At 45.5% G+C, this 24949-nt stretch carries 27 protein-coding genes and 1 pseudogene; 6 read left to right on the forward strand and 22 right to left on the reverse strand.

The genetic code is table 11. The features are described from left to right. Positions 1 to 114 precede the first annotated feature (114 nt). The 17 genes from rok to fadH all read right to left on the reverse strand — a co-directional run bounded on the left by rok (position 115) and on the right by fadH (position 12328). Positions 115 to 702, reverse strand: a complete 588-nt coding sequence (rok, locus tag V7126_RS12875) for a transcriptional regulator Rok (RefSeq protein ID WP_046132264.1) — start codon at positions 700 to 702, stop codon at positions 115 to 117. A 546-nt stretch (positions 703 to 1248) separates the two neighbouring features. Further along, on the reverse strand, positions 1249 to 1707 hold the full coding sequence (locus V7126_RS12880) for a TlpA family protein disulfide reductase (RefSeq protein ID WP_335497634.1): 459 nt from the start codon (positions 1705 to 1707) through the stop codon (positions 1249 to 1251). An 87-nt stretch (positions 1708 to 1794) separates the two neighbouring features. Next, on the reverse strand, positions 1795 to 2337 hold the full coding sequence (ahpA, locus tag V7126_RS12885; protein ID WP_046132266.1) for a biofilm-specific peroxidase AhpA: 543 nt from the start codon (positions 2335 to 2337) through the stop codon (positions 1795 to 1797). A 225-nt stretch (positions 2338 to 2562) separates the two neighbouring features. Further along, positions 2563 to 2808, reverse strand: coding sequence for a YkuS family protein (locus tag V7126_RS12890; RefSeq protein WP_046132267.1), 246 nt, complete (start codon positions 2806 to 2808; stop codon positions 2563 to 2565). Positions 2809 to 2873: 65 nt separating this feature from the next. Beyond that, positions 2874 to 3998 (reverse strand): N-acetyldiaminopimelate deacetylase, encoded by a 1125-nt coding sequence (locus tag V7126_RS12895; RefSeq protein ID WP_335497635.1) that lies wholly within the window; start codon positions 3996 to 3998, stop codon positions 2874 to 2876. Between the two features lie 69 nt (positions 3999 to 4067). Continuing rightward, positions 4068 to 4778 carry a 2,3,4,5-tetrahydropyridine-2,6-dicarboxylate N-acetyltransferase gene (gene dapD, locus V7126_RS12900; protein WP_048406117.1) on the reverse strand — a complete coding sequence of 237 codons (711 nt, stop codon included), beginning with the start codon at positions 4776 to 4778 and terminating at the stop codon, positions 4068 to 4070. Positions 4779 to 4886: 108 nt separating this feature from the next. Beyond that, a complete protein-coding gene (locus V7126_RS12905; protein ID WP_335497636.1) occupies positions 4887 to 5339 on the reverse strand; it encodes a flavodoxin in 453 nt (150 codons plus the stop codon). A 19-nt stretch (positions 5340 to 5358) separates the two neighbouring features. Next, positions 5359 to 6252, reverse strand: a complete 894-nt coding sequence (locus V7126_RS12910) for a WD40/YVTN/BNR-like repeat-containing protein (RefSeq protein ID WP_335497637.1) — start codon at positions 6250 to 6252, stop codon at positions 5359 to 5361. Further along, positions 6242 to 6718, reverse strand: coding sequence for a flavodoxin (locus V7126_RS12915; protein ID WP_048353043.1), 477 nt, complete (start codon positions 6716 to 6718; stop codon positions 6242 to 6244). Before V7126_RS12915 ends, V7126_RS12910 begins: the two co-directional genes overlap by 11 nt. Positions 6719 to 6849: 131 nt before the next feature. Then, on the reverse strand, positions 6850 to 7725 hold the full coding sequence (locus tag V7126_RS12920) for a LysR family transcriptional regulator (protein WP_046132273.1): 876 nt from the start codon (positions 7723 to 7725) through the stop codon (positions 6850 to 6852). 151 nt (positions 7726 to 7876) lie between these two features. Continuing rightward, a complete protein-coding gene (gene cbpB / locus V7126_RS12925; RefSeq protein ID WP_046132274.1) occupies positions 7877 to 8320 on the reverse strand; it encodes a cyclic-di-AMP-binding protein CbpB in 444 nt (147 codons plus the stop codon). 182 nt (positions 8321 to 8502) lie between these two features. Beyond that, positions 8503 to 8682, reverse strand: a complete 180-nt coding sequence (gene abbA, locus V7126_RS12930) for an antirepressor AbbA (RefSeq protein ID WP_006638386.1) — start codon at positions 8680 to 8682, stop codon at positions 8503 to 8505. 138 nt (positions 8683 to 8820) lie between these two features. Then, complete coding sequence (locus tag V7126_RS12935) at positions 8821 to 9339, reverse strand: ribonuclease H-like YkuK family protein (protein WP_046132275.1); 519 nt, start codon at positions 9337 to 9339, stop codon at positions 8821 to 8823. A 57-nt stretch (positions 9340 to 9396) separates the two neighbouring features. After that, positions 9397 to 9546: a hypothetical protein gene (locus tag V7126_RS12940; RefSeq protein WP_216899477.1), complete on the reverse strand. Its 150-nt coding sequence runs from the start codon at positions 9544 to 9546 to the stop codon at positions 9397 to 9399. Between the two features lie 11 nt (positions 9547 to 9557). Further along, entirely contained in the window at positions 9558 to 9800 is a 243-nt protein-coding gene (locus V7126_RS12945) for a YkuJ family protein (RefSeq protein ID WP_046132276.1), read from the reverse strand. A 473-nt stretch (positions 9801 to 10273) separates the two neighbouring features. After that, positions 10274 to 11494 (reverse strand): EAL domain-containing protein, encoded by a 1221-nt coding sequence (locus tag V7126_RS12950; RefSeq protein ID WP_335497638.1) that lies wholly within the window; start codon positions 11492 to 11494, stop codon positions 10274 to 10276. A gap of 69 nt (positions 11495 to 11563) precedes the next feature. Continuing rightward, positions 11564 to 12328, reverse strand: a complete 765-nt coding sequence (fadH, locus tag V7126_RS12955; protein ID WP_175076967.1) for a 2,4-dienoyl-CoA reductase — start codon at positions 12326 to 12328, stop codon at positions 11564 to 11566. Positions 12329 to 12474: 146 nt separating this feature from the next. Here fadH and V7126_RS12960 point away from each other — a divergent pair, with 146 nt between their 5' ends. From V7126_RS12960 to V7126_RS12975, 4 genes are all read left to right on the forward strand, one after another. Next, positions 12475 to 13332 (forward strand): metallophosphoesterase, encoded by an 858-nt coding sequence (locus tag V7126_RS12960; protein WP_048353040.1) that lies wholly within the window; start codon positions 12475 to 12477, stop codon positions 13330 to 13332. Positions 13333 to 13560: 228 nt separating this feature from the next. Further along, positions 13561 to 13941 (forward strand): L,D-transpeptidase, encoded by a 381-nt coding sequence (locus V7126_RS12965; RefSeq protein WP_231947486.1) that lies wholly within the window; start codon positions 13561 to 13563, stop codon positions 13939 to 13941. Between the two features lie 63 nt (positions 13942 to 14004). Further along, positions 14005 to 15306: an MFS transporter gene (locus tag V7126_RS12970; protein ID WP_057957608.1), complete on the forward strand. Its 1302-nt coding sequence runs from the start codon at positions 14005 to 14007 to the stop codon at positions 15304 to 15306. A gap of 139 nt (positions 15307 to 15445) precedes the next feature. Further along, a complete protein-coding gene (locus V7126_RS12975; RefSeq protein WP_057957609.1) occupies positions 15446 to 15907 on the forward strand; it encodes a YkyB family protein in 462 nt (153 codons plus the stop codon). A 35-nt stretch (positions 15908 to 15942) separates the two neighbouring features. On the opposite strand, the gene V7126_RS12980 is transcribed toward V7126_RS12975, so the two are convergent. The 3 genes from V7126_RS12980 to V7126_RS12990 all read right to left on the reverse strand — a co-directional run bounded on the left by V7126_RS12980 (position 15943) and on the right by V7126_RS12990 (position 18854). After that, entirely contained in the window at positions 15943 to 16863 is a 921-nt protein-coding gene (locus tag V7126_RS12980) for a chemotaxis protein (RefSeq protein ID WP_175076965.1), read from the reverse strand. 74 nt (positions 16864 to 16937) lie between these two features. Continuing rightward, complete coding sequence (locus tag V7126_RS12985) at positions 16938 to 18254, reverse strand: MFS transporter (protein ID WP_048353039.1); 1317 nt, start codon at positions 18252 to 18254, stop codon at positions 16938 to 16940. A gap of 78 nt (positions 18255 to 18332) precedes the next feature. Beyond that, positions 18333 to 18854, reverse strand: coding sequence for an RDD family protein (locus V7126_RS12990; protein WP_236809841.1), 522 nt, complete (start codon positions 18852 to 18854; stop codon positions 18333 to 18335). Between the two features lie 159 nt (positions 18855 to 19013). Here V7126_RS12990 and V7126_RS12995 point away from each other — a divergent pair, with 159 nt between their 5' ends. Beyond that, positions 19014 to 19172 carry a hypothetical protein gene (locus tag V7126_RS12995; protein WP_175076963.1) on the forward strand — a complete coding sequence of 53 codons (159 nt, stop codon included), beginning with the start codon at positions 19014 to 19016 and terminating at the stop codon, positions 19170 to 19172. Positions 19173 to 19332: 160 nt separating this feature from the next. Then, positions 19333 to 20513, forward strand: a pseudogene (locus V7126_RS13000) (aminotransferase A); the annotation flags it as partial. Positions 20514 to 20528: 15 nt separating this feature from the next. Here V7126_RS13000 and V7126_RS13005 read toward each other — a convergent pair. Both V7126_RS13005 and V7126_RS13010 read right to left on the reverse strand, forming a co-directional pair. Next, positions 20529 to 22340, reverse strand: a complete 1812-nt coding sequence (locus V7126_RS13005; protein ID WP_046132424.1) for a PAS domain-containing protein — start codon at positions 22338 to 22340, stop codon at positions 20529 to 20531. A 160-nt stretch (positions 22341 to 22500) separates the two neighbouring features. Beyond that, positions 22501 to 24609 carry a peptidoglycan D,D-transpeptidase FtsI family protein gene (locus V7126_RS13010; RefSeq protein ID WP_175076962.1) on the reverse strand — a complete coding sequence of 703 codons (2109 nt, stop codon included), beginning with the start codon at positions 24607 to 24609 and terminating at the stop codon, positions 22501 to 22503. Positions 24610 to 24949 lie beyond the last annotated feature (340 nt).

Raw genomic sequence — 24949 nt, forward strand, 5'->3', positions numbered from 1 at the left:
ATGGATAAAACTGCTTGAGAATAGACTCAAGCAGTTTTAAGAACACGGCGGCCTGTTAAGCCGCTCTCCTTATCCTTATCAATGCAAGCGCTATCTGAAAAATTAAGGATAAAACTATTGTTTTTCTGTTTCGGTAGATATGTCTCCCTCTAATATATATTGACCGCGGTATGGTTTTTTGACTTCCGGATACATTTTAATGAGACTTTGCATGAAGGTTGTCATATTCGGAATTTCAAGCCCGCTTTCTTTTTCAATTTCTTTTTGAAGTTCGGAGCTTTTGATTGCCGCATTGTGACGCTTCAACGTTTTAATCGCCGCTTCACGCAGTTTTGCAGCTTTTGAACCCGGACGTGCCGTCCCCCTTCTGCGCCGCGTTGTACCGTCTGGAATTCCGGCAGGCAGTGCGGAGGCTTGCGGAGAAGTCTGCTGCTGAGTTTTTTGAGATGTCTGCATCTGTTGCTGCTGTTGATAGCTTTTCATCTCCTGTGCAGCCAATTCAGCTAAAACAGGGAGCGATTCGGTTTTTCGCTCTGTGCGAAAATCTTTTTTTGTATCGTTATTAAAGCTGGATGGGCGATCCAATTCACGCAGCTTTGCATATATATTGTCACGCTCAATTTGATACTCCCTAATGACCTTAACCTCAGCTTCATTTAGCTGCTCCAATCGTAAACGCAATGCTTCCCTCTCGTTAAACATACCGTTTTTACCCTCCTATCAGAATAAATAACCCTCTAATAAAAATATTAGATTACCAAACTAATTTTATCAATTATTTTTTTGTTTTTCTACTGTTGCTTCCCGTTAAGAAAATAGAACTAAATTTCTGTGAAGGCTGAATCCATGGGGTTTTTTGCAGTACATCGGCCTATCTCATCCCTCTTGTCGAAATATGGTAAATAATGAAGAAACCTAGAAAATTACTTTTGAGATGAACATAATTAAGCAACTGAATATACCGATCCGCACGGACTGGAAAGTGTGAGAAAACAGTGATCTATAGGGCTTATAAATCTAGAATATTCTAAATTGGTTGACACTTCGTGTCGAAATGGCATACATGAATGAACAGGGGACGGGCAATATAACACTTCATTAAAAACAGGTAATTAGACTCATCAAAATGAACCGAAAGAGTCTAATGATTCATTTGATAAGAGAGGCTGAGTGCGGAATTTTTTAAAAAAATTTTTTCGGAAGGACCCGGATAAATAAAAAACCCCCAAAAAACGGGGCTTTTTATTTTTATTCAGCAGCCTGCTCTGATTCGGCAAGAACGCGGTTCACGCGTTTTTCGAGCATTTTCATTCCGCTGCCTCCTGCCTGGAAATGGCGAAGCTGTCCTGTTTTGTCAAACACATAATAGGCCGGCACATATTCATTCTCAAACGCATCCGTTAATTTGTGTTCGCTGTCGACAAATATCGGCTGTGTAATATCGTGTTCAGCGGCCACTTCTTTAATTTTATTGACATCAAGGTCATCTTCGGAACGGGGCATATGCACGGCTACTACGTTTAATTTATCGCTGTAGCGGTCGCGGAATTCGTTGACCTGCGGCATGGCTTCTTTGCATAAATGGCAGCTGATTGACCAGAAATGAATCAGCGTCGGCTTTTCGCCGATCAGCTCCTCTTTTGACACTTCTCCGTTTAACCATTCTGTTGCGCCAGTAAGCTCCGGCATAGGCTGACGTAATTTCATGTTTTTTCCTCCATTTTCATTTGTTCGATGAAAAAGGCCTAACAAATGTTAGACCTTTCCAATCCGATTCCATTCCGGGAGACGGCATTAAAGTGTTTTTTGGCCAGGCTTCCAGTTTGCCGGGCAAAGTCCGCCCGTCTGCAGCGCTTGAAGAACGCGCAATGTTTCGTCGACATCGCGGCCGATGTTGTTATGGAAAACAGTTTGATACTGCATTTCACCTTCAGGGTTGATGATGAACAATCCGCGAAGAGCGACGCCTTCTTCTTCGATAAGCACGCCGTACTCGCGGGACACTTCGTGATTTGTATCAGCTGCAAGCGGGTATTTCAGCTGTCCAAGTCCGTTGTCTTTGCGGTCTGTGTTGATCCAGGCAAGGTGAGTGTGGATCGTGTCAGTTGATACACCGATCACTTCTGCATCTAGATCTTCGAACTCGTCATAGCGGTCGGACATTGCCGTAATTTCCGTCGGACATACGAAAGTAAAGTCCATTGGATAGAAGAAAAGGACAGTCCATTTGTCGTTTTTCATGTTTTCCTCAAGGCTTACCTTTCCGAATTCCTTGTTAGGAAGCACTGCTTCCATTTCAAAGCGGGGCGCCTGTTTACCTACCATGCGTTCTGCCATTTTATGTATCCCTCCAATGATATTTTTGGGTTCTGCTACCCATATCCAAAATGAGAATGCACATGATACATTCTCATTTAGTTAATAACATCACATAATCAATTATAGCGTCAAGCGTTTTTTTAGTCAATTTTAATTGATAATGAATTTAAATTAGCACCACACGCTTCCCCATCTGAAAAAACAAGCTAAAACCGAAGCATGACACTTCGGTTTTAACGTCTATTAATGAAACTTCCGGTCAACCTGCTCACAGATCTCATCTGCGGTTAAACCTGATGCCTGAATGACAGAAGCTCCGGTCATCGTGTCAGAAATTCCGAGCATATCGGAATCCAGGCCAGTTACTACACAGCAGTCACAGCCCCTTGCATCATCCTCCGTTTTCATTAATACAACCTCATATCCTTTTTCCTTTAGTGCGGCCTCGACATCTGATAAAGATTGTTCAATTCCGATTTTTTTCGACATGAAGAAACACCTCCACCATCTAAGATGCCACCTTTGCCGCGATTTTATACCGGTCTTTAAAGGATTTAATCGGCCTGCTCGGATAAATATGCCGTCATAACGCGGACCGCCGTTTCGAGCGCTTCTTCTTTCGGCGTAAGCTTCGCATGATGAAGTCCGAACGGGGAATCGACGCCGAGCCAGAACATGAATCCCGGATATTTTTTCAGCATGTAGCCAAAGTCTTCTCCCGTCATCGCTTCTTTTGCACGGACGACTTTGGCAAGCCCTTTTTCGGCTACAAAACGCATAAAGTCTTCGACTAAGTCGCCGGAATTGTAAACCTGATGATACGCCGCAGGGTAGCTGACCTTTCCTCTGCAATGATAGGATGTCTCCAAGCCTTTGACCATCGCTTCGATTCTTGTCTTCACCCGCTCCATCGATGAAGGCGACAGCGTTCTGATGGTGCCTTCAAGCTTCGCTTCCTGGGCGATGATGTTTTGGGCAGATCCTCCCTTGATTGTGCCGATCGTAATGACCGCGCTGTCAAGGGGATCGACGTTTCTAGCCACGATCGACTGCATCTGGGTGACCAGCGAGCTTGCCGCCACTACCATGTCTTCGGCAAGGTGCGGATATGCCGCATGTCCGCCTTTTCCTTCAAGCTCAATGACAAGCTCCGACGTATTGGCAAAAAGGAGTCCGCTTTTTGTCGAAATCGTGCCGACCGGAAGTTCTGGTGCGATGTGCAGCGCGGTGATCATGCTCGGCTCCCACTTTTTGAAAACGCTGCTCTCAAGCATCGGTTCGGCTCCCCCAGGTCCCTCTTCCGCCGGCTGAAACAAAAACAGAAGATCCTGCTTGACGGGATGATGCACAAAATGATCGATTAGCCCCAGCGCGATCGTCATATGAAAATCGTGGCCGCATGCGTGCATCCTGTCCTGATGGACGGAAGAAAAGGAATAGCCTGTTTCTTCGCGGATCGAAAGCCCGTCCATATCGGCTCTGTAAGCCAAAATCTTCTCGGGTGCCGTACCCTTCACTTTAACAAACACCCCCGTCCTCCACTTTTCGATCTCAAGCCTGTTCTCGGGATGCTTTTGCAAATGGTCGAGGATATAGCTCTGAGTTTTATATTCCTGGAATCCGAGCTCGGGAATTTTGTGCAGATCCCTTCGAATGGCTGTCAAATGCTCCAAGTTCATCTTTTTTAACCTCCCAGATATGCGAAAAGGCGTGGATTGTTACATCCACGCACGCTTCGATGCCGCTTCTTACAGCTGACGCAATTCCTGTTTAATTTCCGTTTTGCCTTTCGTTTTTTCGTCGATGTCTTTGATTTTTTTCGCAGGCGTTCCCGCGACTACCGTGTAAGGCGCGACATCTTCGATTACGATGGCTCCTGCGGCCACGACCGCTCCTTTTCCGACTGTTACGCCTTCTAAAACGACGGCGTTAGCGCCGATGACAACATCGTCTTCAATCACGACAGGTTTTGCTGAAGGCGGCTCGATAACACCGGCAAGCACGGCTCCCGCTCCGATGTGGCAGTTTTTTCCGACCGTTGCGCGTCCGCCGAGCACGGCGTTCATGTCGATCATCGTTCCCTCTCCGATGACAGAACCGATGTTGATAGAAGCTCCCATCATAATTACGGCATTATCGCCGATTTCCACTTGATCGCGGATAATGGCACCCGGTTCGATGCGCGCTTTGATGTTTTTCAAATCAAGTGTCGGAATCGCGGAATTGCGACGGTCGTTCTCGACGACATAGTCCGCGATTTTGCTTTTGTTCGCTTCAAGGGCCGCTTTGATTTCATCCCATTCTCCAAATACAACCCCGGTGTTTCCTGTAATAAAAGGCTGTGCCGAAGCGCCGAAGTCGATTCCTTCAAGATCGCCTTTTACATACACTTTGACAGGCGTTGATTTCTTACTATTTTGAATAAATGAAATAATTTCATTTGCATCCATCATTTTCATTATGTACGTCCTCCTTCTCTTGTCTACCCCATTACTGTATCAAAGGTAAGATTTAAAGACAAGAAAAAAAGGAGCCTGTCGAAAAATCGGCTGTAACGGCGGCAGGCGCTATTGTTTCGCCCCAGCCTGCCCTGCAAAAGCCCTGCCGAATTCGAGCAGCATCGATTCCTCCTCGCCTTCCGGATTCATCTCGATTTTGACGGACGGGAGTGCGATCTCTCCCCCGAGCTCTGCGATTTTTTTTTCAAGAATGTCGACGGCGCCGCAAAAATGTTCATAGGATGTGTCACCTGAACCGAAAACGGCAAATGTCCGTCCGCTGAAATCAAGATCTTCCATTTCCTCATAAAGGTCCAAAAATTCGTCGGGAAGGTCTCCGTCTCCCCATGTGTATGCGCCTAATATAATATGGCGGTAATCGTTGAACAGCGATGCATCAATATCCATCGCTTCGTGACGGTCGACTTCGGCTCCGCCCTCCAAAAGGCCTTTTTCAATCAAGTCCGCCATCGCTTCGGTGTTTCCCGACATGCTGGCATAAACAAGCAAAACGTTTCCCATTCTGATTCCTCCAGATATATTAGTGTGCGATTACAGGCTGTTCAAAAGGTTTGACACATTTACATTCGTAAAGGCCGGCGCAAAAGAAATGCTCCTTTTGATTGGCCACTCTGAAACCGTGACCTTTGATCGTGTCGAACCATTTTAGTTCCCGCTCGAAGAAATCGAGCTGATAAATTCTCGAAAATTTGTTATGATCCTGAGCGGATGTCACATAAATGACGCCGTTGTTCTCTGATACATCGAGAAAGGATTCTTCTTTTTCGACGATTTCGGCACAGATCCGCTGTTCCGCGTTTGTACGGGTGTTCAGAATTTCGACAGCCCCGCGTTTCCCTTTTTTTGACCCCATCGCGCAAACGAGCCATTCCCCGCCAAAAATAATCATGGAGGCCGTCATGCGGTCCGCTTCTTTTTTCACCATATAAACGGTCCCTTTTTCCAAATCGCAACACCATATTCCGCCGTTTTCATGATGAATCTGCGTCCCGATGTACAAGCGGTTCCCGTGAATGCACAGCGATCTGATGACGGGCGGATCGGACAAATCCGAAAACGGCTTGATGATATTCCAGGATGCGCCGAAATCATCTGATGTATAGATGCAATGCTTTCCGTGTGCACATACGAATCCGTCGTTCCTGCCTGTGATGGACCATATCGTTGCATTTGTCGGAAAGCTCGACATCGTCCACGTTTCTCCATCATCAGCCGACCTGATGATGACCCCTGATTCTCCCGCTCCGAAAACATAGCGGCCGACATATGCGATCGAACAAATTTTACTTTTTAGCTGAAATAGCTTTTTCCAGCCTTGTTCACACGAATAATGAAAGATACCTTCCCGCTTTACGGCTACAAAATAACCCGAGCGCCTTGAAGAGGCGACCGCTGTTGCTCCTTTATGAAACATGGGACTCTAACCCGCTCTCATGTTTCGCCCATCTGAGAAAGCTTAGCGCAAATTCTTTGCAGCATTCGATATCCTCGTCTGTTTCAGGCGCCAGCTCGATTTTGAGTGTTTCAGGAAAAAGGTCGGCCCCCGTCTTTTCCAGCATGCCGCAAAACGTGTTTACCGCCTCGCAGAACCGCGGATACGCATAATCCCCCGAACCGAAGCATGCCGCTTTTTTCCCTTTTAAAACGAGCGAGGAGACGTCTTCAAAAAACGGTTCCGCTTCATAAGGAAGATCCCCGTCGCCCCATGTATATGTGCCGATCAATATGTAGTCATATTCAGGCAGCAGATCGATGTCTGCGTCGTCTATCTCCAAATATGTGACATCAACGGAATGCTCGATCAATGTATCTCTTATGATCGATGCGATATCTTCGGTATTGCCAGACATGCTGGCAAACGCAATCAGCGCTTTCGCCAACTGAATCACCTCGCGTAATTGATAATGATTTTCATTATTATACAGATAACTTTAAATGATAATGATTATCAATGTCAACAAAACATATAAAAAAGACAGCTTCCTTTTGGAAAACTGCCTTTTTGACCAGATTACTCCTCCCTTGTGCATGCTTTTACGACCTCTAAAAAGGCCTGCACCTGTTTTAGCTGAAGCGCGGGTTCGTATCCCAGCAGCCATGTATCTCTGCCGATCGATTTTCCTTTCGCATCAAGCAGAGGAATCTTATGAACATGGCTGCCGCTCCCGTGAAGCGTCACAGACGGGAGAATCGCATAGCCGATTCCGTGAAACGCCATCTGTTTGCACGTTTCAATCTGATCGACGATGATCGTCTGTTTCGGAGACGTTTTGAATTTTTGATGCCACCAATGCTGGATTTCCTGATAGTAAGTGCTGTCGCTTTTAAATTGGATAAACGGACGTTCAGTCTTTGTAATATCCTCGATATTCCTGATTTCCGTATCGACGAGGTACAATTCATCTCTCATCAAATAATGTTTTGGCCCTTTCCATTCGGGGTTTCCCCTGATAATTCCGATATGTACGTGATCCTCATAAAGGCTTTTCAGCATCTCGCTGCTCCAGCCGGTGACAAGTGAAATTTTTACGTTCGGATATTGTTTCACGTACGTCTTCAGGACGCTCGGCAGCCAATGCTGCCCGATGATTGAGGCCGCCGCCAGCTTAAGCGTGCCGTGAATTTCACCTTCAAGTTCATCGATGTCTTCCTTGACCCTTTCCTGCTCGACCGTCACATCTCTCGCAAACTGAATGATTTTCTCACCTGCCGATGTGACGGTAAGCCCCTTTTGCGATCTTAAAAATATTTTGGTGCCCCACGATTTCTCAATGGTCTGCAGCCGCTGGGACAGCGCCGGCTGTGAAACAAACAAGCGCTCTGCCGCTTTCCGCATATTTAATTCCTCGGCTAAAACGACGAGCATGTGAAGCTCTTGAAGCTGCATAGGCATTCCTCATTCCAATAAGTTTTCCTTATCAACTATTTTAATCACTATGTCATTTGTTTATCAAGTTTTGACGGATGGCGTGACGGTGAGGGAAGGTTTTAGGGGACGTATGAAACCGCTGCAAATAAAAAATAGGCAGCTGCCGCGCCTATTTATTCAATGTCCTGAGGTGTTTGTTTAATTGTTTTAATACGACCCGGCGCGTAAAAATGCCTTCAAACACCTGATCTTCATTTTCCACGCAGACAAACGGATGGTTAATCACCATGCCGAAGCCTTTTAATATCGGGTCATTTATCTTTAACCGTGGAATATCCGCCAGCATCACATCTTCAACATGAAGCTGATCAAGCTTTTCAAATTCGATTCGTTCAAGTCCGAAAATCTTATCCATAATCATATTGGTACCGATCAATCCGTGCAGACGGAAGGAAGGGTCAAGTACAGGGATTGCTGTATAACCGGTTTTGGTCAGGACGAGAAGAGCATGTTCCAGATTGTTTCCGATTTGGACGTGAGCGACTTTATCAGCATCGATCATGTAATGTCCAACCGTCGTTTCAAGAAGTTCATCCGATTGCAAACTAATCATGATTATTCGACTCCTTTGTAAGCGTTTATCATCAACGCATATATTCCCTATACTACAATAATATAAACGTTATCAATATTTGTCGAAAAACTTTCCTGTTTTCAAAGGGCCGGCTTTGCCGTTTCTGCAGGTTTTGAAATAAAAAAGATACTCAGGATGAGTATCAATTGATATAATCTGACCTAATTTTCAGACCGGACACGGTCGTATAAGGTAACCAGCTTTTTATATGTCAGGCTATCCACGTTTTTTGTACCCGTTTCTATATCATTGATCTCACTGCTCAATAGTTCTACGGCATATTCATGGTTCAGCAGCACATTCAGCAACAGCTTTCTCTCTTCTTCTGAAAAGCGTTCCATTCTTAACCAGCCCCCTAAATGATTTTGCTAGAGTGAGAAACTATGACCTCTCACTAGTTTCTATAGGGCTAGAATAAGAAATTAAAAATCAAACGTCAACCGCACATTTCGACATCTGTTCGATATCCTTTCAAACATTTATTTTGTATACCGGTTAGCATAGCTTGAAGCTGTATAGGAGTCGGGCTTGATTTTAGCATTGATTCCCATCGAGGTGATCCGACCCGTCATTTCCTGAATCAAATCTTTCGTCATCCCTTTTTTTCCGATATCCAAATGAACTTCCATTGTTAAATCTGCTCCTTCGTCTGTAAACGGAAGAAGCAGATCTGTGATTTCAGTAAAATAATCATTCAGGAGATATGCGGCAACCTCTTGGCTGTAAGCAGTTTCCAGCGATATTTTTTCCCTGAGGCTATGTATCGGTCTTTTGATGATGGTGTTTTTCAAACAGCCCCAAGCACCTTTGCCTTTGCGATGCAAATGAATGGCAGTAATAAACTTCGTCCAGTTCTGATGAATCTGAGAGTCCGTTCCGACCGACAGCAAATAGCTTGAGCGCGGATCTTTGAGAATGAACGCCTTCAGCCTTTCGACCACGTCGGAAAATGTCATTTGATCTTCAGAAAGATTGTAAAAAAGAAAAGAATCAGCCATTGGAATGCCCCTTTTCATTTATGATCTGCACCGAAGATTAACGCCGTTACCTTTTTGCTACCCTTTTTTTGTCGGTATGTTTTTCAACATGTATCCGCAGCTGTCGCACGTAAAGATGACGTTTTGATTAGATTGGGCTGTCAGGACTTGATCCATTGGCTCCACATGGCCGCAATGCGGGCAAACAACGCGTGGAAATGCTTTCATTCCATATCCTCCTATTGCTGAAGCAGTTCAAAGATTTCGATCGAAATCATATCAATGTTGTCAAACGGAAATGTTGTCGGTTTATCTCCTTTTTGATATACCGTCAGCTCAAATGTTTCATTTTTCTCGAAATATTTCACACTGCATACTTTTTCCCCGTTTACTTCGAAATAACGCTGCGTCGGTTCTCCGGCTGCCTCAGCAGTTTCTTGCAGGCTCTGCAGTCTCGTGATGATACCCATTAATTGTGACATTCTAAAAAAGACTCCTTTCAAAAAACAACTTCAGGATCAACAAGTATTAATTATAATACAAGTTCTACACGCATCATACCACAAAGTATCAGCCGATGACATTTTTCCTTTTCTGATCGGGAAAAAGAAAAACTGCTTTTCCTAGTATGGTTTTTCTTAAAAATGTCATACATACAAAATATTTTTCACATGCATTATTCAGGGAACATATACGTTAGATGGTATGGATGATGCGGATTGTCTTATTCCTGCCGGCCACGCGGGTTCATCAAAACAAAAAACTTGGCGGGGGCAGCGCCAAGTTTTTCAAAAAAATCTTGATCTGATAGAGGGGTTGGGGTACAGAGAGGATCATCTCTCTATAATTAAATGATAATGATTATCACTATCATTGTCAACTATTTTCTCGGCAATTTCTTTTTTGATCGAAAAATCTAATGCAATGAAAAGAAAAAAAGCGGCGTGGCGCCGCTTTAAATCAAACCGTCCTGTTCGTATAAATAGGAATACGATAGGTCTATGAACAGATAGAGTTCTTCATCCATCGGATAGGAAAACGTTCTGATCATTTCCCCAGTTTCGATGTCGCTGTACAAATCGCTGAAAAATCCCTTTCTCATCGTTCTCATTCTCATAATGTTTTCTAAAAAATACGGGCGCCAGCTCCAGTTCTTGCCGATGTACTCAGGCTGAAACGTCCATCCTCCGTCATGCTTAAACACGTTCTTGGTCACCTGGAAGCCGTCTTCATTGCACATATAGATTCTGAAACTGCAGTCGGAGAGCTCTTTCCCCAGGTTCAAGAGAAAGGCGTCATCTGTTTGGCTTGCCTTTTTAAGCGATGCAACAAGCTGATGAACCCGTTTATAAAACTGTTCAGAATGATCATATAAGATTTCAAGCTTCTTTTTCTCATGCGTGATAAACTGGTGAAACTCCGCCTTTAACCGCTCCTTCAGCAAATCCCGTTCGACAAATTGTCCCCGGGGCTTTTGCAGATACCGCCCTTGAAAATATCTGCCGCCGTTTCTCCAGGCGTATTGAAGCTGAAATTTCGCTTCAATGTCTTCGTACAGCAGCGCTGCGCCGATTTTTCGGGCGAGCAGGGATATGCTGTAGAGCACGTACTCATAGGAAGGCGAAGGGGAGGACAGTTTGAGAGGCTGAAGGTCGATTTTCAGCAAATCAGGAGAAAGCAGCGCGATTCTGTCGAGATTGCTGCTGCCTTTGCCGATATTATCGACAGCCACTTTAATGCCGTATGTACGGTAATACGTCAGCAAATGGTGCAGCTGCTCGATATCCCCTTCAAAATGCTGTTCCGTGATTTCAATGACGAAACGGTTCAGTTCGATCCCCTTTTCGCTATATTCCATCAAGAGCTCCAGAAAGCCCTCTCCGTGATCCATCATCAGCACATTTGCATCCTGATTGATAAAAATCAGGAGATCCCGGTCGCTTTCTAAAAAATGGTCAAGCGCCTGGCGAATCACTTTAAGGTCGACCTCTGTCTTATATTCTTCGGGAATCGACGGATCTGAGAAAAACGGACCAAGGCTTTGAACTTCAGATTCGAGCTGAATGCGCCCCAGCACTTCATAGCCGATCACTTTCTGTTCTTCGGCGCTGAAAATAGGCTGATAGAATGGAATGACATCTTCAATGTTCGTTAATATATCGAGTGGATCCAACACGGCACATCACCTGCTTCTAAATCTTTGTCTGATTATACCATAACGGCCCGCACGTTTGAATTTACAATCTTAAAACGGACGGGGATTCAGCCACTGGCCCCCGTCCATCGTCACGCACTCCCCGTTTATATATTCCGCTTTTTCCGAAAGCAGAAACGAGGCAAGACCCGCGATTTCTTCAGGAGTTCCGAGCCTCCCTAAAGGTACGCTTTTAATCGTGGCAAGCGCAGCCTCCTCTGATTCAAAGAGCTTTTCCGCTCCGCCCGTCCTTTCGATCGGTCCGGGCGCAATCGCATTGACCCTGATCCCGTACGTTCTCCCCCACTCGACGGCGAGCGTTCTCGTCAGCGATAGCACGCCGGCTTTTGCAGCCGCGGAATGGACGACTCCGGCTCCCGCGCCCCATGCATACGTCGCCGCCATATTTACAATCAGCCCTTCCCTCTTGTGTTTGATCCAATAGCGGCCTACCGCCTGGCTGCAGTAAAACGTCCCGTTCAAGACGATATCGATGACAGCTTTCCAGCCGTTGACAGACAGCTTTTCCGCCGGGCAGATAAAATTGCCTGCGGCATTGTTGACAAGGGCGTCTATCGTGCCAAAACGGGATGCCGTTTCTTTTATCATACGCTCCACATCTTCGATCGACCTGACATCCATCCGGCATATTTCAACCTGTCCCGGGAATGTTTCGATTTCATCTTTGGCGGCCTTCAGGTTGTCTTCCGTTCTTCCCGTAATCATTACATTCCAGCCTTCCTCTGCCTGCTTTTGGGCAATCGCTTTACCCATTCCGCTTGATCCCCCGGTCACGATCACAACTTTTTTATCCATGTTCATCCCCCTCATTATGAATGAATGGTCATTCATATCACAGTTTACCACATCCGTTAAAAAAAATTAACAAAATGAAAGGATTGTCCTGAATTCCTTTCTCTGATGATATAATGTATTGATTCTATTAAAGGTTGGTTTTAGTGATGAAGAATCCATCAAGGAGACGATTTTTAAAAGGGCTCTTTAGCCTTTCCGCAGCCGGTATATTCGCTTCTGCCGGCGGCTTTGGCTACGCGCGCTATCTTGAACCCCGCATGCTTGAAACGACGCTCATTCCCATTAAGCATCCGTTGATTCCGAAAGGGTTTGACCAGTTCCGGATCGTCCAATTCAGCGACACCCATTTAAGCGAGTACTTTACGGTTCGCGAGCTTTTGGATGTCATCCGCAAAGTAAACGAGCTTCAGCCGGACTTGATCGTCTTCAGCGGGGATTTAATCGATAAACCGCACCAATACCGTGATCATGAAGACGTTGTTCAAGCATTGGCGAAGCTCAGCGCCCCTTACGGGAAGTTTGCCGTTTACGGAAACCACGATCACGGGGGCTACGGGACAAAGGTCTACCAGTCTCTCATGGCATCCGCCGGCTTTCGCGTGCTGCGAAACGATCTCGTCAATCTGGAGTTAATCGACGGCAGCGTGATCGAGCTGGCTTCACTCGACGATTTAATGCTCGGCAGGCCGAACTATGAAGGCGTCCTTTCCAGGCTGAGCAAAGACGCCTTTTCGATTTTGCTCGTTCACGAACCTGATGCGGCCTTGGCGGCAAAGGATTATCCCGTCAATCTGCAAATATCGGGACACACCCATGGCGGGCAGGTGCAGCTTCCTTTGTTCGGCCCTCTCATCACGCCTCCTTACGGGGAAATTTATACGGAAGGAATGTACGATGTAGGAGGGATGACGGTCTATGTCAACCGCGGAATCGGGACGACGAGGCTGCCTCTCCGATTTCTGTCAAAACCTGAGGTCACCGTTTTCAAATTGGAGGCGGAATAAATCGTTTTGGCTCAAAAACGGGTACATCTGCATACATTAAAACAAATAGAAAAAATTCCCGCTCCTTCAATCTTAGTAAAAAACGAAACTTCCCAAGCCTCTTTCCGTCTATAATAAGTATAAGGAAAAGGCTCCTTTTTTTCGTTTTGGAAAAGGAGATGTTCTAAAAAGTTGTTGATGTACCAAGTACCTCCGGGAGAAACGCTTCAAGTGGCCGGGGCTTTCATCATGCCGCCTGTTCCGCTTCAGGCCTTCATCAGGGACCCGGCCCCCATTCCTTACCGGATCACCGTATCTATCAGCGCCAGAACACTGAAATTGTATAACCGGGGCAGACTGATAAAAACATTTCCGATTGGCGTAGGGAAAATTTTGACGCAAACGCCGAAAGGCGAATACGTCATTGTGAACCGTCAAGCGAACCCAGGCGGGCCGTACGGCGCTTACTGGCTCGGCTTGTCGAAAAGGCACTACGGCATCCATGGCACGAATAACCCCGCTTCAATTGGAAAAGCTGTTTCAAAGGGATGCATCCGAATGCACAACCGGGACGTTCTGGAACTGGCTTCCATTGTGCCTAACGGTACCCGAGTTACGATCACGCCTTAAATTTGAACAATCATTCGTTCTATATTAAGATATAATGGGACCTTTAGGGTAAGGAGCGTATATATGGATATTTTTAAAAATCGTAATTTCGTCCGTCTTTTTTTCGCAGCTTTCTCTTCTCAAATGGGAACGACAGTTGGAAATATGGCTTTCGCTTTCTTCTTGCTCGACAGGTTCAGCAGCCAGCCGGCATACACGACGATCGCCGAGCTGATGTATTCTCTTCCGACAGTGTTCGTTTTCTTTATCGTCGGTGTGGTTGCTGACCGTTTTGACCGCAAGAAAGTAGCTGAAAACTGTGATTGGATCAGAGCGGGTTTGACTGTCGTTCTCTTTTTTGTATTGTATTTACAATCCATTCCGCTTGTATTTTGCGTTCTGTTTATCAGAAGCGCCGTGACAAAATTTTTCTATCCGGCAGAAGCGAGTCTGGTTCAGGCCATCCTGCGAAAGGACCAATATGCCCAGGCAGCAGGGCTTAACCAAATGCTTTTCAGTTTATTTATGCTGTTCGGCGTAGGCCTCGGAGCCTTTATGTATAAAACGATCGGCCTGCACGGAGCGATCGCCCTCGACTTTATAAGCTTTATTGTTTCGGGGTTTTTGATCCGTTCCTGCAACATTCCGCTTGAAGCGCGTCAGCCGAACGGACAAAAAGGCTGGAAACACATTACCATTAAAGATTCAATGCACGACTTTAAAGAAGGCTTCGTTTATATTTTAAAAAACAAACTGCTTGCCTCGCTTGTGTTCGGATATTTTATTTTCGGGCTTGTAAGCGGCAGTTTATCCGTTCTGCCGATGTTTAAAATGAAATACGAGCTGTCCCCTGACAGCTATGAGTGGCACACGTCCCTCTTTACGGTCGTTCTCGGTATCGGACTTTTGGCGGGGGCCGTCGGCGGCGCTCTGCTTTCAAAAAAAGTGAAGCCCGAATACTTGATGTCGATTCCGATCTTTATTGCGGGAGCGTTTGTCATCCTCCTCGGGTTTACCGATCAATTGCCGATTTACTATGCGGCCGCTTTTATCGCCGGGACATGCATCGGGCCCGTCAATACCGCACTTGGCGGATGGATACCGAAAATCGTTCATCCGCGGCTGATGGGAAGGGTCAGCGGTTGGACGGATCCGCTTATGATGATCGCCCAATCTTCGGCGCTCGGATTGATCGCCCTCTTATTCCCCGGCATTATCGGCAAGGTTGATTATATATATTACGGATTGGCGGGCGTTATTATAATAGCCGCATTGTACTATTTTATCGCGCTGCCCAGATTCAGCGCCCAGACGGCAGAGATCGATGTGCAAGCCGCATTGAAAAGACAAAAAAATGCAAAAGCGAAAATAAAATCAGTTTTATAAAGAGAAAACCGCGCGTTTCGTTAAAAAAACGCGCGTTTTTTAATGGAATATTTGCATTTTCTCTTGTATTTCGTATAATTTAGACATAAGCCTTACACCTTTAGGAGGTGATGAGGAAAGAATGGATAGGAGAGAAAAGATGGACGACCATAATCATACTAAAGTATTAAAACCAACAGTTGAAAACCTTTCAAAAGCGATTTACACGGTCAATCGCCACGCAAAAACCGCGACCGATCCAAAATACCTGTATCTCCTGAAAAAGAAAGCTCTGCAAAAGCTCATCAATGAAGGAAAAGGAAAAAAGGTAGGACTTCACTTTTCAAAAAACCCAAAGTTCAGCCAGCAGCAGTCAGATGTGCTTATTTCTCTCGGAGACTACTTTTTTCACATGCCTCCAACTAAAGAAGACTTCGATAACCTTCCGCACTTAGGTACACTAAATCATTCTTATCGGAACCCTAAAGCTCATATGTCATTGAACATCGCAAAGCAGCTTCTGCAGAAATACACGGGATTGAAGGAAAAGCCGCTTATCACGAACAGGAAGCGCCCTTCGGCAAAGCCTGTATTCAAGAAGCTTGGCGAAAGCTATTTTTGATCATAAAAAAAGCCTCCAAAGGAGGCTTTTTTCAATTATTGATTTTGAAAAATATATTTGTCGAGCTTTTCGATCAGTTCGTTCAGCTCCGGCTTGCTGATCTGCTCATCTGCACCGACCTGCTCACCTTTATGGCGCAGGTCATCTGTAATAAGCGAAGAGAAAATCAATATCGGCATTCCGGCGCTTAACGGGTTGTCTTTCAAAAGCTTTGTTAAACGGTGGCCGTCCATCTGCGGCATTTCGATATCGGTGATCATTAAATCGACTTTTTCCTGAAGCGGCGTGCCGTCCTCGATCAGCTCTAAGGCATGCTCATAGGCATCTTTGCCGTTTTCAAACGAAACGATGTTGTTGTAGCCCGCTTCGTTCAGCTTTTCAACTAAAAGGCGCAGCAGCAGCGGAGAATCCTCGACAATGATCAGCTTTTTGTCCGTTCTTCTTTGGTCAAATTTCTCATCCTTCACATGATAAGGATCAAGGCCGGATTCAGACTCAAGATCAAAAATGATTTTCTCATAATCAGGGAGGAAGATCATCGTTCCGTCAAGCTTGATAATCCCTGTCATATGCCTTTCCAACCCTTGATTCAAGGCTGTCGGCTTTTCGATCTCTTCCCATGACACACGGTGGATTTGCGAAACGGCGCCTGTGTGAAACACGATTTTCCGCTTGTTGAATTCGGTGACAATATACTTTTCCTGCTTTTCTTCTTCACCGTGCTCAACATTGAAAAATGAGAATAAATCAATGACAGGGAGGATTTCGCCGCGCAGGGTGATCATCCCCTCTACATGCCTGTGGGAATGCGGCACTTTCGTGATCTCGACAGGCTGGATGATTTCTCTGACTTTCATTACATTTATGCCGAAAATATTGTGACCCACTTCAAACTTCACAATTTCTAATTCATTCGTTCCGGAATTTAATAAAATTTCCTGTTTGTTTAAAGACACTGATATCCCTCTCTATCCTACTTGGTGTTGTACCTTTTATATCGGCGTCTTTTGTTAAAAGTTGATGCTCTGTGTCATGCTTTTGGTTTTACGGTTTGATGGATGACAAGACCGGTTAAAGCAAGCAAAATCAAGGAGCCGAAAGCCATTCTGCTCGCAATGTTTCCAAGGTCTTTAAACAGCAGGGTAATCGAACCGTACAGAAGCGGTCCAAAAATGGAGGAAATTTTCCCCGAGAAAGCAAACAGCCCGAAAAACTCGCCCCGTTTGTGCTCCGGCGTCAGTTCAATAATCAATGTTCTCGAAGCGACCCAAGTCCCTCCGAGCGCGATGCCAAACAGGCTGCCCGCGACCCAAAACAGTGCTTGAGATGCCGTAAACACACCGATGCTTAAAGAGATGATCAAAATGACGGTGATGAGGCTGACCGCTCTTTTCGCCCCCATCCACTTCGTCACATAGCCCCACAGGAATGAACCGACAATGCTTGCCACGGTTGATACGAGATAGAGCAGGATAAACTGCCCTGTCGAAAAACCGATGACCGACTTTGAGTATACCCCCATCATCGCGACCACCGTAGAAAGGGTGTCATTGAGAAAAAAGTAAGCGATCATAAACAGAAAAACCGGACGGTACAATCGAATGTCCTTAAACGTCTGCACGATTTCCCTGTAGCCGCTGAAAAACGGCTTTTTCTCCATCGGTTCCGGCCTTCTGCGCTCCTTTGTAAATAAAAGATACGGAAAAGAAAAGATCAAAAACAACAAAGCGGACGGAATAAACGCTCGATAAAAATCGTGGTTGCCGACCATGAGATAGACCGTTAAACCGGCCAATGTGCCAATATAGCCTACGGCGGTTCCAAACCCGGAGATAAGCGGGATTTCTTCCTTAGTTCCCAAATCAGCCAAAATCGTGTCATAGAACACCAGGCTGGAATGATAAAAGAACTTCGCCGTTACAAACATGACGACAACGAGCATCAAAGATAACGGCAAACCGTAAAACGATTGCCCGAAAGAACTGCCTGCAAACACCCCCATGAAGACGGTGCAGGCGACAGAAATCGCCGTGAACAGCGCAATATACCGCTTCTTCCTGCCCGTGCGGTCGATGAGCACCCCGAACAGCGGCGTAAAAATGACCAGCAAAAAGCTTGCGGCGGCGTTTGAGTATGAAATAAACGTGCTGGCGACCTGATTCATGCTCGCGTTTTCGCCGACCGCCTCCTGCAGCCAAAAAGGGAAAAAGATCGTGACGATATTTGATGAAAAAATCGTGTTCGCAAAGTCGTATAAAGCCCAGGAAATAATCGGAAGCGTAAAAAACAGCTTTAACCCTTTACCTGGCGTCCGTTTGACTGCTTGTTCTTGTTCCGGCTGAATCATAATATAGCTTCCCCCTATTTTTAATCTTTACGGCATAACAGCACGCATTCAGTCCGAAAGCGTGCTGTCTTTTATCCGTTATTTTTTTAAGACGATTGTTCCGGCCAGCAAATCGTGAAGCGCTTGTTTCCTCTCCGTGAAAAACGCTAAAATATAACCGACCATCAAAATCGGGGATAAAAAGCTTCTTGCCATAAAACGTCCGGCAGCTTGGCCAAACGAGATTCTCCCCCCTTCTGCGTCGGCTACGAGAATCCCCATAATTTTCTTGCCGAGCGTAGCCTGCCATTTCGAAGATTCCATCAGCGTGTAATAAAGAAAATAAACGAGCAACGCAAAAGCGCCGATGATCGCCGTTATTTTAAGAAGCGAGAAGAAAACGGCGAAAATTTCAGGTTCTGTTACATAATTATTATCTTTTTCCAACATGGTCATAAAATCGGCATCTCCCATCAGCATCAGCGATGCAAAAACAGTAGAAATCAGATACATTGGGACACCAAGAATGATTCCGTCAATGAGAGAAGCCAAAAAGCGAGAACCGATCCCGGCATATTCGCCCCCAGCAGAAGGAGCGGCTTCATGTTTACTTAATTCCAATACATTTCCTCCTAACATCTGACTTCTATATACTACTAACATTTGCCGATTTTGATCAATATATCGAGCGGTTTTTTAAGCTGAAATTAATGTATTTCATCATTGACTTTCAGGCGCAACGTGTTACAATGGTCAAGGATTTTTACAGGAAAGGTGTTAATGATGGGAACAATTGTGATAATCAAAGATCACGAACTAACCGTTTTAGAGGACGCAAGCAAAGCCATGTATTCGGAAATGAAAAAGGATGCTGCAGAACGCGAAGATGAAATCTATATTTCCTGGAAAGAAGATCTTGATCCAGACTATGGTTATTGATCTGTAAGACAATCTCCCTGATTGTCTTATTTTTCTTTAATGCGATGCCGGCCTGCATATATTCGCTTTCGTCTACATAAAATTGATTGATTAAAAGATGACAATTTAACTGATGATGGTAAAATAAGATCAACCACAACATTTTTTAAGGTGATGAAAAATGGAACATTTGCTTAATCCAAATGTAAAAGACATTGAAATTTCGGGAATCCGCAAATTCTCAAACCTTGTATCCCGGCATGAAAACGTCATTTCTTTAACAATCGGCCAGCCCGACTTTTTCACGCCCCACCATGTCAAACAGGCCGCAAAAAAAGCGATAGATGAAAACCATACATCTTACACGCACAATGCGGGCTATCCGGAGCTGAGACAAGCTGTCCAATTGTATATGAAAAAAAAGTCTGATGTTAACTATGAAGCCGAAACCGAAATCATCGTCACAACGGGGGCCAGCCAGGCCATTGACGCTGCGTTTCGCACGATGCTGTCTCCGGGTGACGAAGTGATCTTGCCGGGACCGGTTTATCCCGGATATGAGCCGATTATCAGGCTGTGCGGCGCCGTCCCTGTGATCGTCGATACGACGTCTTACGGGTTTAAGCTGACAGCGAAGCTCATCGAGGAAGCGCTGACCCCGAAAACAAAATGCGTCGTTCTCCCTTATCCGTCAAACCCGACGGGAATGACGCTTTCCGAGGAGGAGCTGAAGGAAATCGCTTCACTCCTGAAAGGGCGGAATGTATTTGTCCTTTCAGACGAAATTTACAGCGAGCTTACATTTGACAGGCCGCACCATTCGATTGCATCCATGCTCCGGGATCAGACGATCGTCATCGGCGGACTTTCCAAATCCCACAGCATGACCGGCTGGAGAATCGGATTTCTGTTCGCGCCTAAAGAAATCGCCAAACATATTTTAAAAGTTCACCAGTACAACGTGTCATGCGCTTCTTCGATTTCGCAAAAAGCGGCTTTGGAAGCCGTCACAAACGGATTCGACGATTCGCTGATCATGAGGGAACAATATAAAAAACGGCTTGATTACGTGTACGACAGGCTGGTGACGATGGGGCTCGATGTCGTGAAGCCGTCTGGCGCATTTTACATTTTCCCGTCGATCAAATCGTTTGGAATGTCTTCCTTTGACTTCTGTACGTCGCTTCTTGAGGAAGAGGGGCTTGCGATTGTGCCGGGCAGCTCATTCTCGGAATATGGGGAAGGCTATGTGAGGATCTCTTACGCATATGCACCGGATACGCTGCGGGAGGGGTTGGACCGTCTGGAGACATTTATTTTCAAGAAGCGCCAATCGCTTCAGACTACATAAACAACGGCTTTTACGCCGTTGTTTTTTTATTTTGGAAAAGAAATGACGAAAGTCGTGCCTTTTTCAACCTTGCTTTTGACTTCGATCGTTCCGTTATGGTTTTCGATAATATTAAAGGTTACCATAAGTCCGAGGCCGGTTCCTTTTTCTTTTGTCGTCAGAAACGGCTCTCCGATTCGTTTGAGGACATGCTCTGGTATCCCTTCACCTTCATCTTGAACCGTTACGGTAACGGACTCATCGGTTTCGTTGACGCCCAAATGGACGGTTCCGCCGTCTGGCATCGATTCGACAGCGTTTTTAATCAAGTTGATAAAGACTTGCTTCAGCTGATTTTGATCGCCTTTTATAAACACTTTTTCAACCGAGAGATTCGTATTGATCAAAATGCCGTTTAAGTTTGCCTGCGTTTCCAGAAGAGCCGTCACTTCGCGGATCAGCCTGACGAGGTCAAGCTTTTCTTTCAGGGCGTTTTGCTGCGGCTTGGCCAGCATGAGAAGCTCGCTTAATATCAGTTCGATTCTGCTCAATTCGGAAAATATAATATCAAAATAGTGCTCGTTTTCTTCCATCGTCGGCTTCATCAGCTGTAAAAATCCTTTAATGGCGGTAAGCGGATTGCGGATCTCGTGGGCGATTCCGGCTGCAAGCTGACCGGCAATCGACAATTTTTCCGAGCGCAGCATCAGCTCTTCGGTCTGTTTTCGTTCAGAAATGTCCCTTAAAATGATCTGAACGGCCGTTTCGCCGAAAAACGTCGTCGGAATGCAGACCATTTCGGTGTAAATGAGCCGTTTTTCAAACGTATACCAGGTCTGTTTGATGATTTCCGATTCAGATTTGCGGTCCGTGATCCGATTGAGCCTCGTTTTCACGTTTTCATGATCACAAGGATGAAGCTGTTCATATATATCCCTGCCGATTAAATCTTCATACGTTTTCGCTTCAAACAGCCTGATCCCGGATTCGTTCATAAATACCCATTTTCCTTTGTGGATCACGGCAATCGTGTCAATCGAGTTTTGGATCAGGAGCTGGTAGCGTTCCCTGCTTTTTTGCAAAATCGTTTGAAATTTTTTTCTTGACGAAATATCAATGAGCAGAAGAAGCTCCGCTTTTTGATTTTGAAAAACGGTCGGAGCCGCTTTCACTTCAAGGTGAACTTGCGTGCCGTCGAGCCTTTTCCACGTTTGCTCGATCATGCCGACATCAAGCCCTTTTTGCATTCTTTTAATTCGGTTTTTGACGATTTCGTGGTACTCTTTTTCGATAAAATCGTAGGAATACTTTCCGATAATTTGCCGTTTGTGCTCTGCCCCGAGCAGGCTGACCATGGCGTCATTGACATAGACGATTTTTCCTTGAACGCTGATGCACAAAGGACTGGGCAAGCCTTCCACCATCGCTTCAAATTCCTCTTTCTCCGGAGCTCCGGCGGTTTCCCCAAGCTCGGCTTCCTCATGTAAAGAGCTGTTCTTCTTAGAGGGACGGTCTTCAAACACTTTCATTTTGAGAACAATTTCCCGTTCTTTTTCTCCGACATGGGTCGTCACAAAATCGATCGATGCTTCAATCCAGATCATCGTATAATCTTTTTTCACAAATCTGAAGGTGCACGGCAGCAAATGGTGTTCATTGTAAAAATAACTTTCTACCAGAAAAAGATCGTCTTCGTGTAAATAGTCCTTCAAATACGTACCGATCAATTCACTCTGCTTGTAGCTTAACAGCTCTTCGCAGTTTGCGGATATGTATATAAAACGGCCGTTTGCTGAAAGGACTGCCTGTAAATTCATATGAGGTTTATATTGTTCAAAACGTTTTGTTTTTTGTTCCATCATATCCCTCCTTTATACCCTATTCATGACCAGCATTCATTAAAACGATTTTGTTTAAAAGGATTCGCTAAAATGCGAGAAATCTCCTTCAAAACTTCTAGCATTCGTCAAATTTTGATAACAAAAAAAGAACACGGAATTGACCCGTGTTCTTTTTTGTCTAATCTTTGCTGTATTTTTTTTGCAGATCGACATAAGCTTTGACGATTTTGGCGGCGATGTTTTTGTTCATCTTCGTTTTGTCGTCAACAGACGGAACGACTACACTGAAGGCAACCTGCGGATTTTCCGATGGGTAATAGCCCGCAAAGGTGATATTGTAAGTTGGTGTACCCCACCAGTTTCGGTTTGTACCGTAGTAGTTCGTCTCTGCCGTTCCGGTTTTGCCTGATACGTCAAGCGAGCCGAATGCGCCGGCGGCAGTTCCCGTCTGGGTTACTCTTTTAAATCCCCGCTTGACGATGGCGATGTCGCTTGGGGAATTGTTGATGCGATTAAGAACATTGGGAGAACGCTCTTCAATGACAGGACCGAGTTTTTCGCTTTCAGGCTGGTGGATGCTTTTCACGACTCTCGGCTGCACTCTGTATCCGCCGTTGGCAATCGCTGAAACGTATTGGGCGAGCTGCAGAGGCGTGTATGTGTCAAACTGTCCGATCGCTTCATCAAGAAGGAGACCCCCGACTATTTTCGGGTTCGTCTGCATCCCGGCCGACTCCTGCGGCAAGTCAATGCCTGTTTTCACGCCGAGCCCAAATTGATTGTAGTAATACCTCATTTTCTTTAAGTCCTCCAGGTCTGCCGGAAGGGGGGCGCCCGGTGTGTACGTTATGCCAGCCATCCTCAATGCCACATAAAACATATAAACGTTCGAACTTTTTTCCAGCGCTCTGACTTCATCAGCCCAGCCGATGGTGTTTCCTCTGTAGGAGCCTTTTTTAACTTTCCCTGCGAAGGTCAGCTGATGATCTAAATATCTCTGCCCGTGCGGCATACCGTCTTGATAACCGGCAAGCACTGTCGCGCCTTTGACCGCCGACCCCATTTCATACTGTGTCGTAAAAGTGCCGATCGCATAATCGGTTATTTTGCCGTCGATGATCCGCTTTCCGGCCATTGACAGAATGTCTCCGTTGTTCGGATCCATCATGACGACGAACGCCCTGTCCAGCATGTAGTTTGAGCCGCGGAATTTATTAAGCTCCTCTTCGATAGCCTCTTCGACTTTCTTTTGGAGCTCTATATCGAACGTCAGCTGCAGATCGTAGCCGCGTCTTCCTTCATCGACCGTTTTCTGGCTGACGACCTCGCCTGAACGGTTTTCCGTATATTGCACCTTCGCTTTTTTCGGGTTTAAATATTCTTCATACTGATACTCGAGATAGCTTTTTCCGACCCTGTCATTCCGGGCGTAGCCTCTCGTCAGATAAAAGTCCTGCCTTTCCTTGAGCAGCCCCTGCTCAGGTGTCGTAACGCCTCCGAAAATCGAGTGCAGCGTCTTCTCGTAAGGATATTTCCGCGTCCAGTCCATAATGACGTCGACCCCGGGCAGCTCTTCAAGATGCTCGGAGACGCGCGATACCTCTTCATACGTTAAATCGCGGGCAGGCTGCTGTTTTGACGTTTTTTCGTCAAGCAGCTGGGCGTCCCCCTTTGCCGCGGTTTTCGGATTCATCGATTTTACGATTTGCGGTTCATAGGCGTAGCCGCCGGAAAACCTTCTGAAAAACGCCGCCGTTTCGAGCTCCTGTTTATCTTTCTTAAGGGCTGCGATTTCTTCGGCTGGAACCCGGTCAACCTGAAGGGCGTATGTTTTGCTGGACTCCAGTTTTTTCTCATCCTTGCTCAAAAGCGCCTCGGCTTTTTTCGGATGTGCGGCAAGCCAGTAGTCCTTCAAGTCTCTCTCTTTCAGAAATGACGTATCGATATCGATCAGCTTTGCAAGCTTTTTGGCCGTGCTGATTTTTTCTTTCGTTTTTGTATTCGATGTCACCGTGTACGTAATCGCCGGGACGCTTTGGTTGTCAACGACAACCCTGCCGTTTCTGTCGTACATTTTGCCCCGTGGAGCCGGATAAGACGCGATTTTGGCTTCGGTTTTTGAAGCCTGACGCTCATATTCCTCTCCGTTGACGATTTGTACGAGGCCGAGCTTCACGATCAGTGCGGCGAACAAAGTGAACACTGCAAAGAAATACAGATTAATCCGCCACATGCGTGAACGCCTGCTTTTTTTTATTTGAGCCGGATCATGTCCAGTTTCAGTCACCCACAACTCTCTCCTCTCACGATATTCCACTTTTGCATTAAATAACTGAGTCTTATTGTAACACTTTTGTAATGGTTGTTACAATCTGTAGTTTTGAAAAAGGCTGTCAATCACTTTTTCTATTAAAATTTATCTAACATATTTAAAATTTGGTACGTTTATGACAAGACGTGTAAAAATACAAATTGGTTGCACATTGTCAGAAAAGGATTTTCCCTTTTTTTATGACAAAGTTAACAACAAATGTACACCAAAGGAAATTAATGGATCAATTATTTCAAAAAACGCATGTTATGATGCTAGTGTACAAAACAAAACTACAACATTTAGGAGGATCATA

It is taken from the genome of Bacillus sp. JJ675, from assembly GCF_036963165.1.
In the GTDB taxonomy this organism is placed as follows: Bacteria; Bacillota; Bacilli; order Bacillales; family Bacillaceae; genus Bacillus; species Bacillus glycinifermentans.

Coding starts and splice junctions, on each gene's coding strand:
- V7126_RS12940 (WP_216899477.1), bottom strand. CDS start 9,546: ATGAAAGCATTTCCACGCGTTGTTTGCCCGCATTGCGGCCATGTGGAG.
- V7126_RS12895 (WP_335497635.1), bottom strand. CDS start 3,998: ATGAACTTGGAGCATTTGACAGCCATTCGAAGGGATCTGCACAAAATT.
- V7126_RS12960 (WP_048353040.1), top strand. CDS start 12,475: ATGAAGAATCCATCAAGGAGACGATTTTTAAAAGGGCTCTTTAGCCTT.
- V7126_RS12975 (WP_057957609.1), top strand. CDS start 15,446: ATGGACGACCATAATCATACTAAAGTATTAAAACCAACAGTTGAAAAC.
- dapD (WP_048406117.1), bottom strand. CDS start 4,778: ATGAAAATGATGGATGCAAATGAAATTATTTCATTTATTCAAAATAGT.
- V7126_RS12880 (WP_335497634.1), bottom strand. CDS start 1,707: ATGAAATTACGTCAGCCTATGCCGGAGCTTACTGGCGCAACAGAATGG.
- V7126_RS13005 (WP_046132424.1), bottom strand. CDS start 22,340: ATGGAACAAAAAACAAAACGTTTTGAACAATATAAACCTCATATGAAT.
- V7126_RS12920 (WP_046132273.1), bottom strand. CDS start 7,725: ATGCAGCTTCAAGAGCTTCACATGCTCGTCGTTTTAGCCGAGGAATTA.
- V7126_RS12890 (WP_046132267.1), bottom strand. CDS start 2,808: ATGTCGAAAAAAATCGGAATTGAACAATCTTTATCAGATGTCGAGGCC.
- V7126_RS12905 (WP_335497636.1), bottom strand. CDS start 5,339: ATGGGAAACGTTTTGCTTGTTTATGCCAGCATGTCGGGAAACACCGAA.
- fadH (WP_175076967.1), bottom strand. CDS start 12,328: ATGGATAAAAAAGTTGTGATCGTGACCGGGGGATCAAGCGGAATGGGT.
- ahpA (WP_046132266.1), bottom strand. CDS start 2,337: ATGGCAGAACGCATGGTAGGTAAACAGGCGCCCCGCTTTGAAATGGAA.
- V7126_RS12965 (WP_231947486.1), top strand. CDS start 13,561: ATGCCGCCTGTTCCGCTTCAGGCCTTCATCAGGGACCCGGCCCCCATT.
- abbA (WP_006638386.1), bottom strand. CDS start 8,682: ATGGAACGCTTTTCAGAAGAAGAGAGAAAGCTGTTGCTGAATGTGCTG.
- V7126_RS12995 (WP_175076963.1), top strand. CDS start 19,014: ATGATGGGAACAATTGTGATAATCAAAGATCACGAACTAACCGTTTTA.
- V7126_RS12935 (WP_046132275.1), bottom strand. CDS start 9,339: ATGGCTGATTCTTTTCTTTTTTACAATCTTTCTGAAGATCAAATGACA.
- cbpB (WP_046132274.1), bottom strand. CDS start 8,320: ATGATTAGTTTGCAATCGGATGAACTTCTTGAAACGACGGTTGGACAT.
- V7126_RS12945 (WP_046132276.1), bottom strand. CDS start 9,800: ATGTCACAATTAATGGGTATCATCACGAGACTGCAGAGCCTGCAAGAA.
- V7126_RS12910 (WP_335497637.1), bottom strand. CDS start 6,252: ATGTTTCATAAAGGAGCAACAGCGGTCGCCTCTTCAAGGCGCTCGGGT.
- V7126_RS12985 (WP_048353039.1), bottom strand. CDS start 18,254: ATGATTCAGCCGGAACAAGAACAAGCAGTCAAACGGACGCCAGGTAAA.
- V7126_RS12970 (WP_057957608.1), top strand. CDS start 14,005: ATGGATATTTTTAAAAATCGTAATTTCGTCCGTCTTTTTTTCGCAGCT.
- rok (WP_046132264.1), bottom strand. CDS start 702: ATGTTTAACGAGAGGGAAGCATTGCGTTTACGATTGGAGCAGCTAAAT.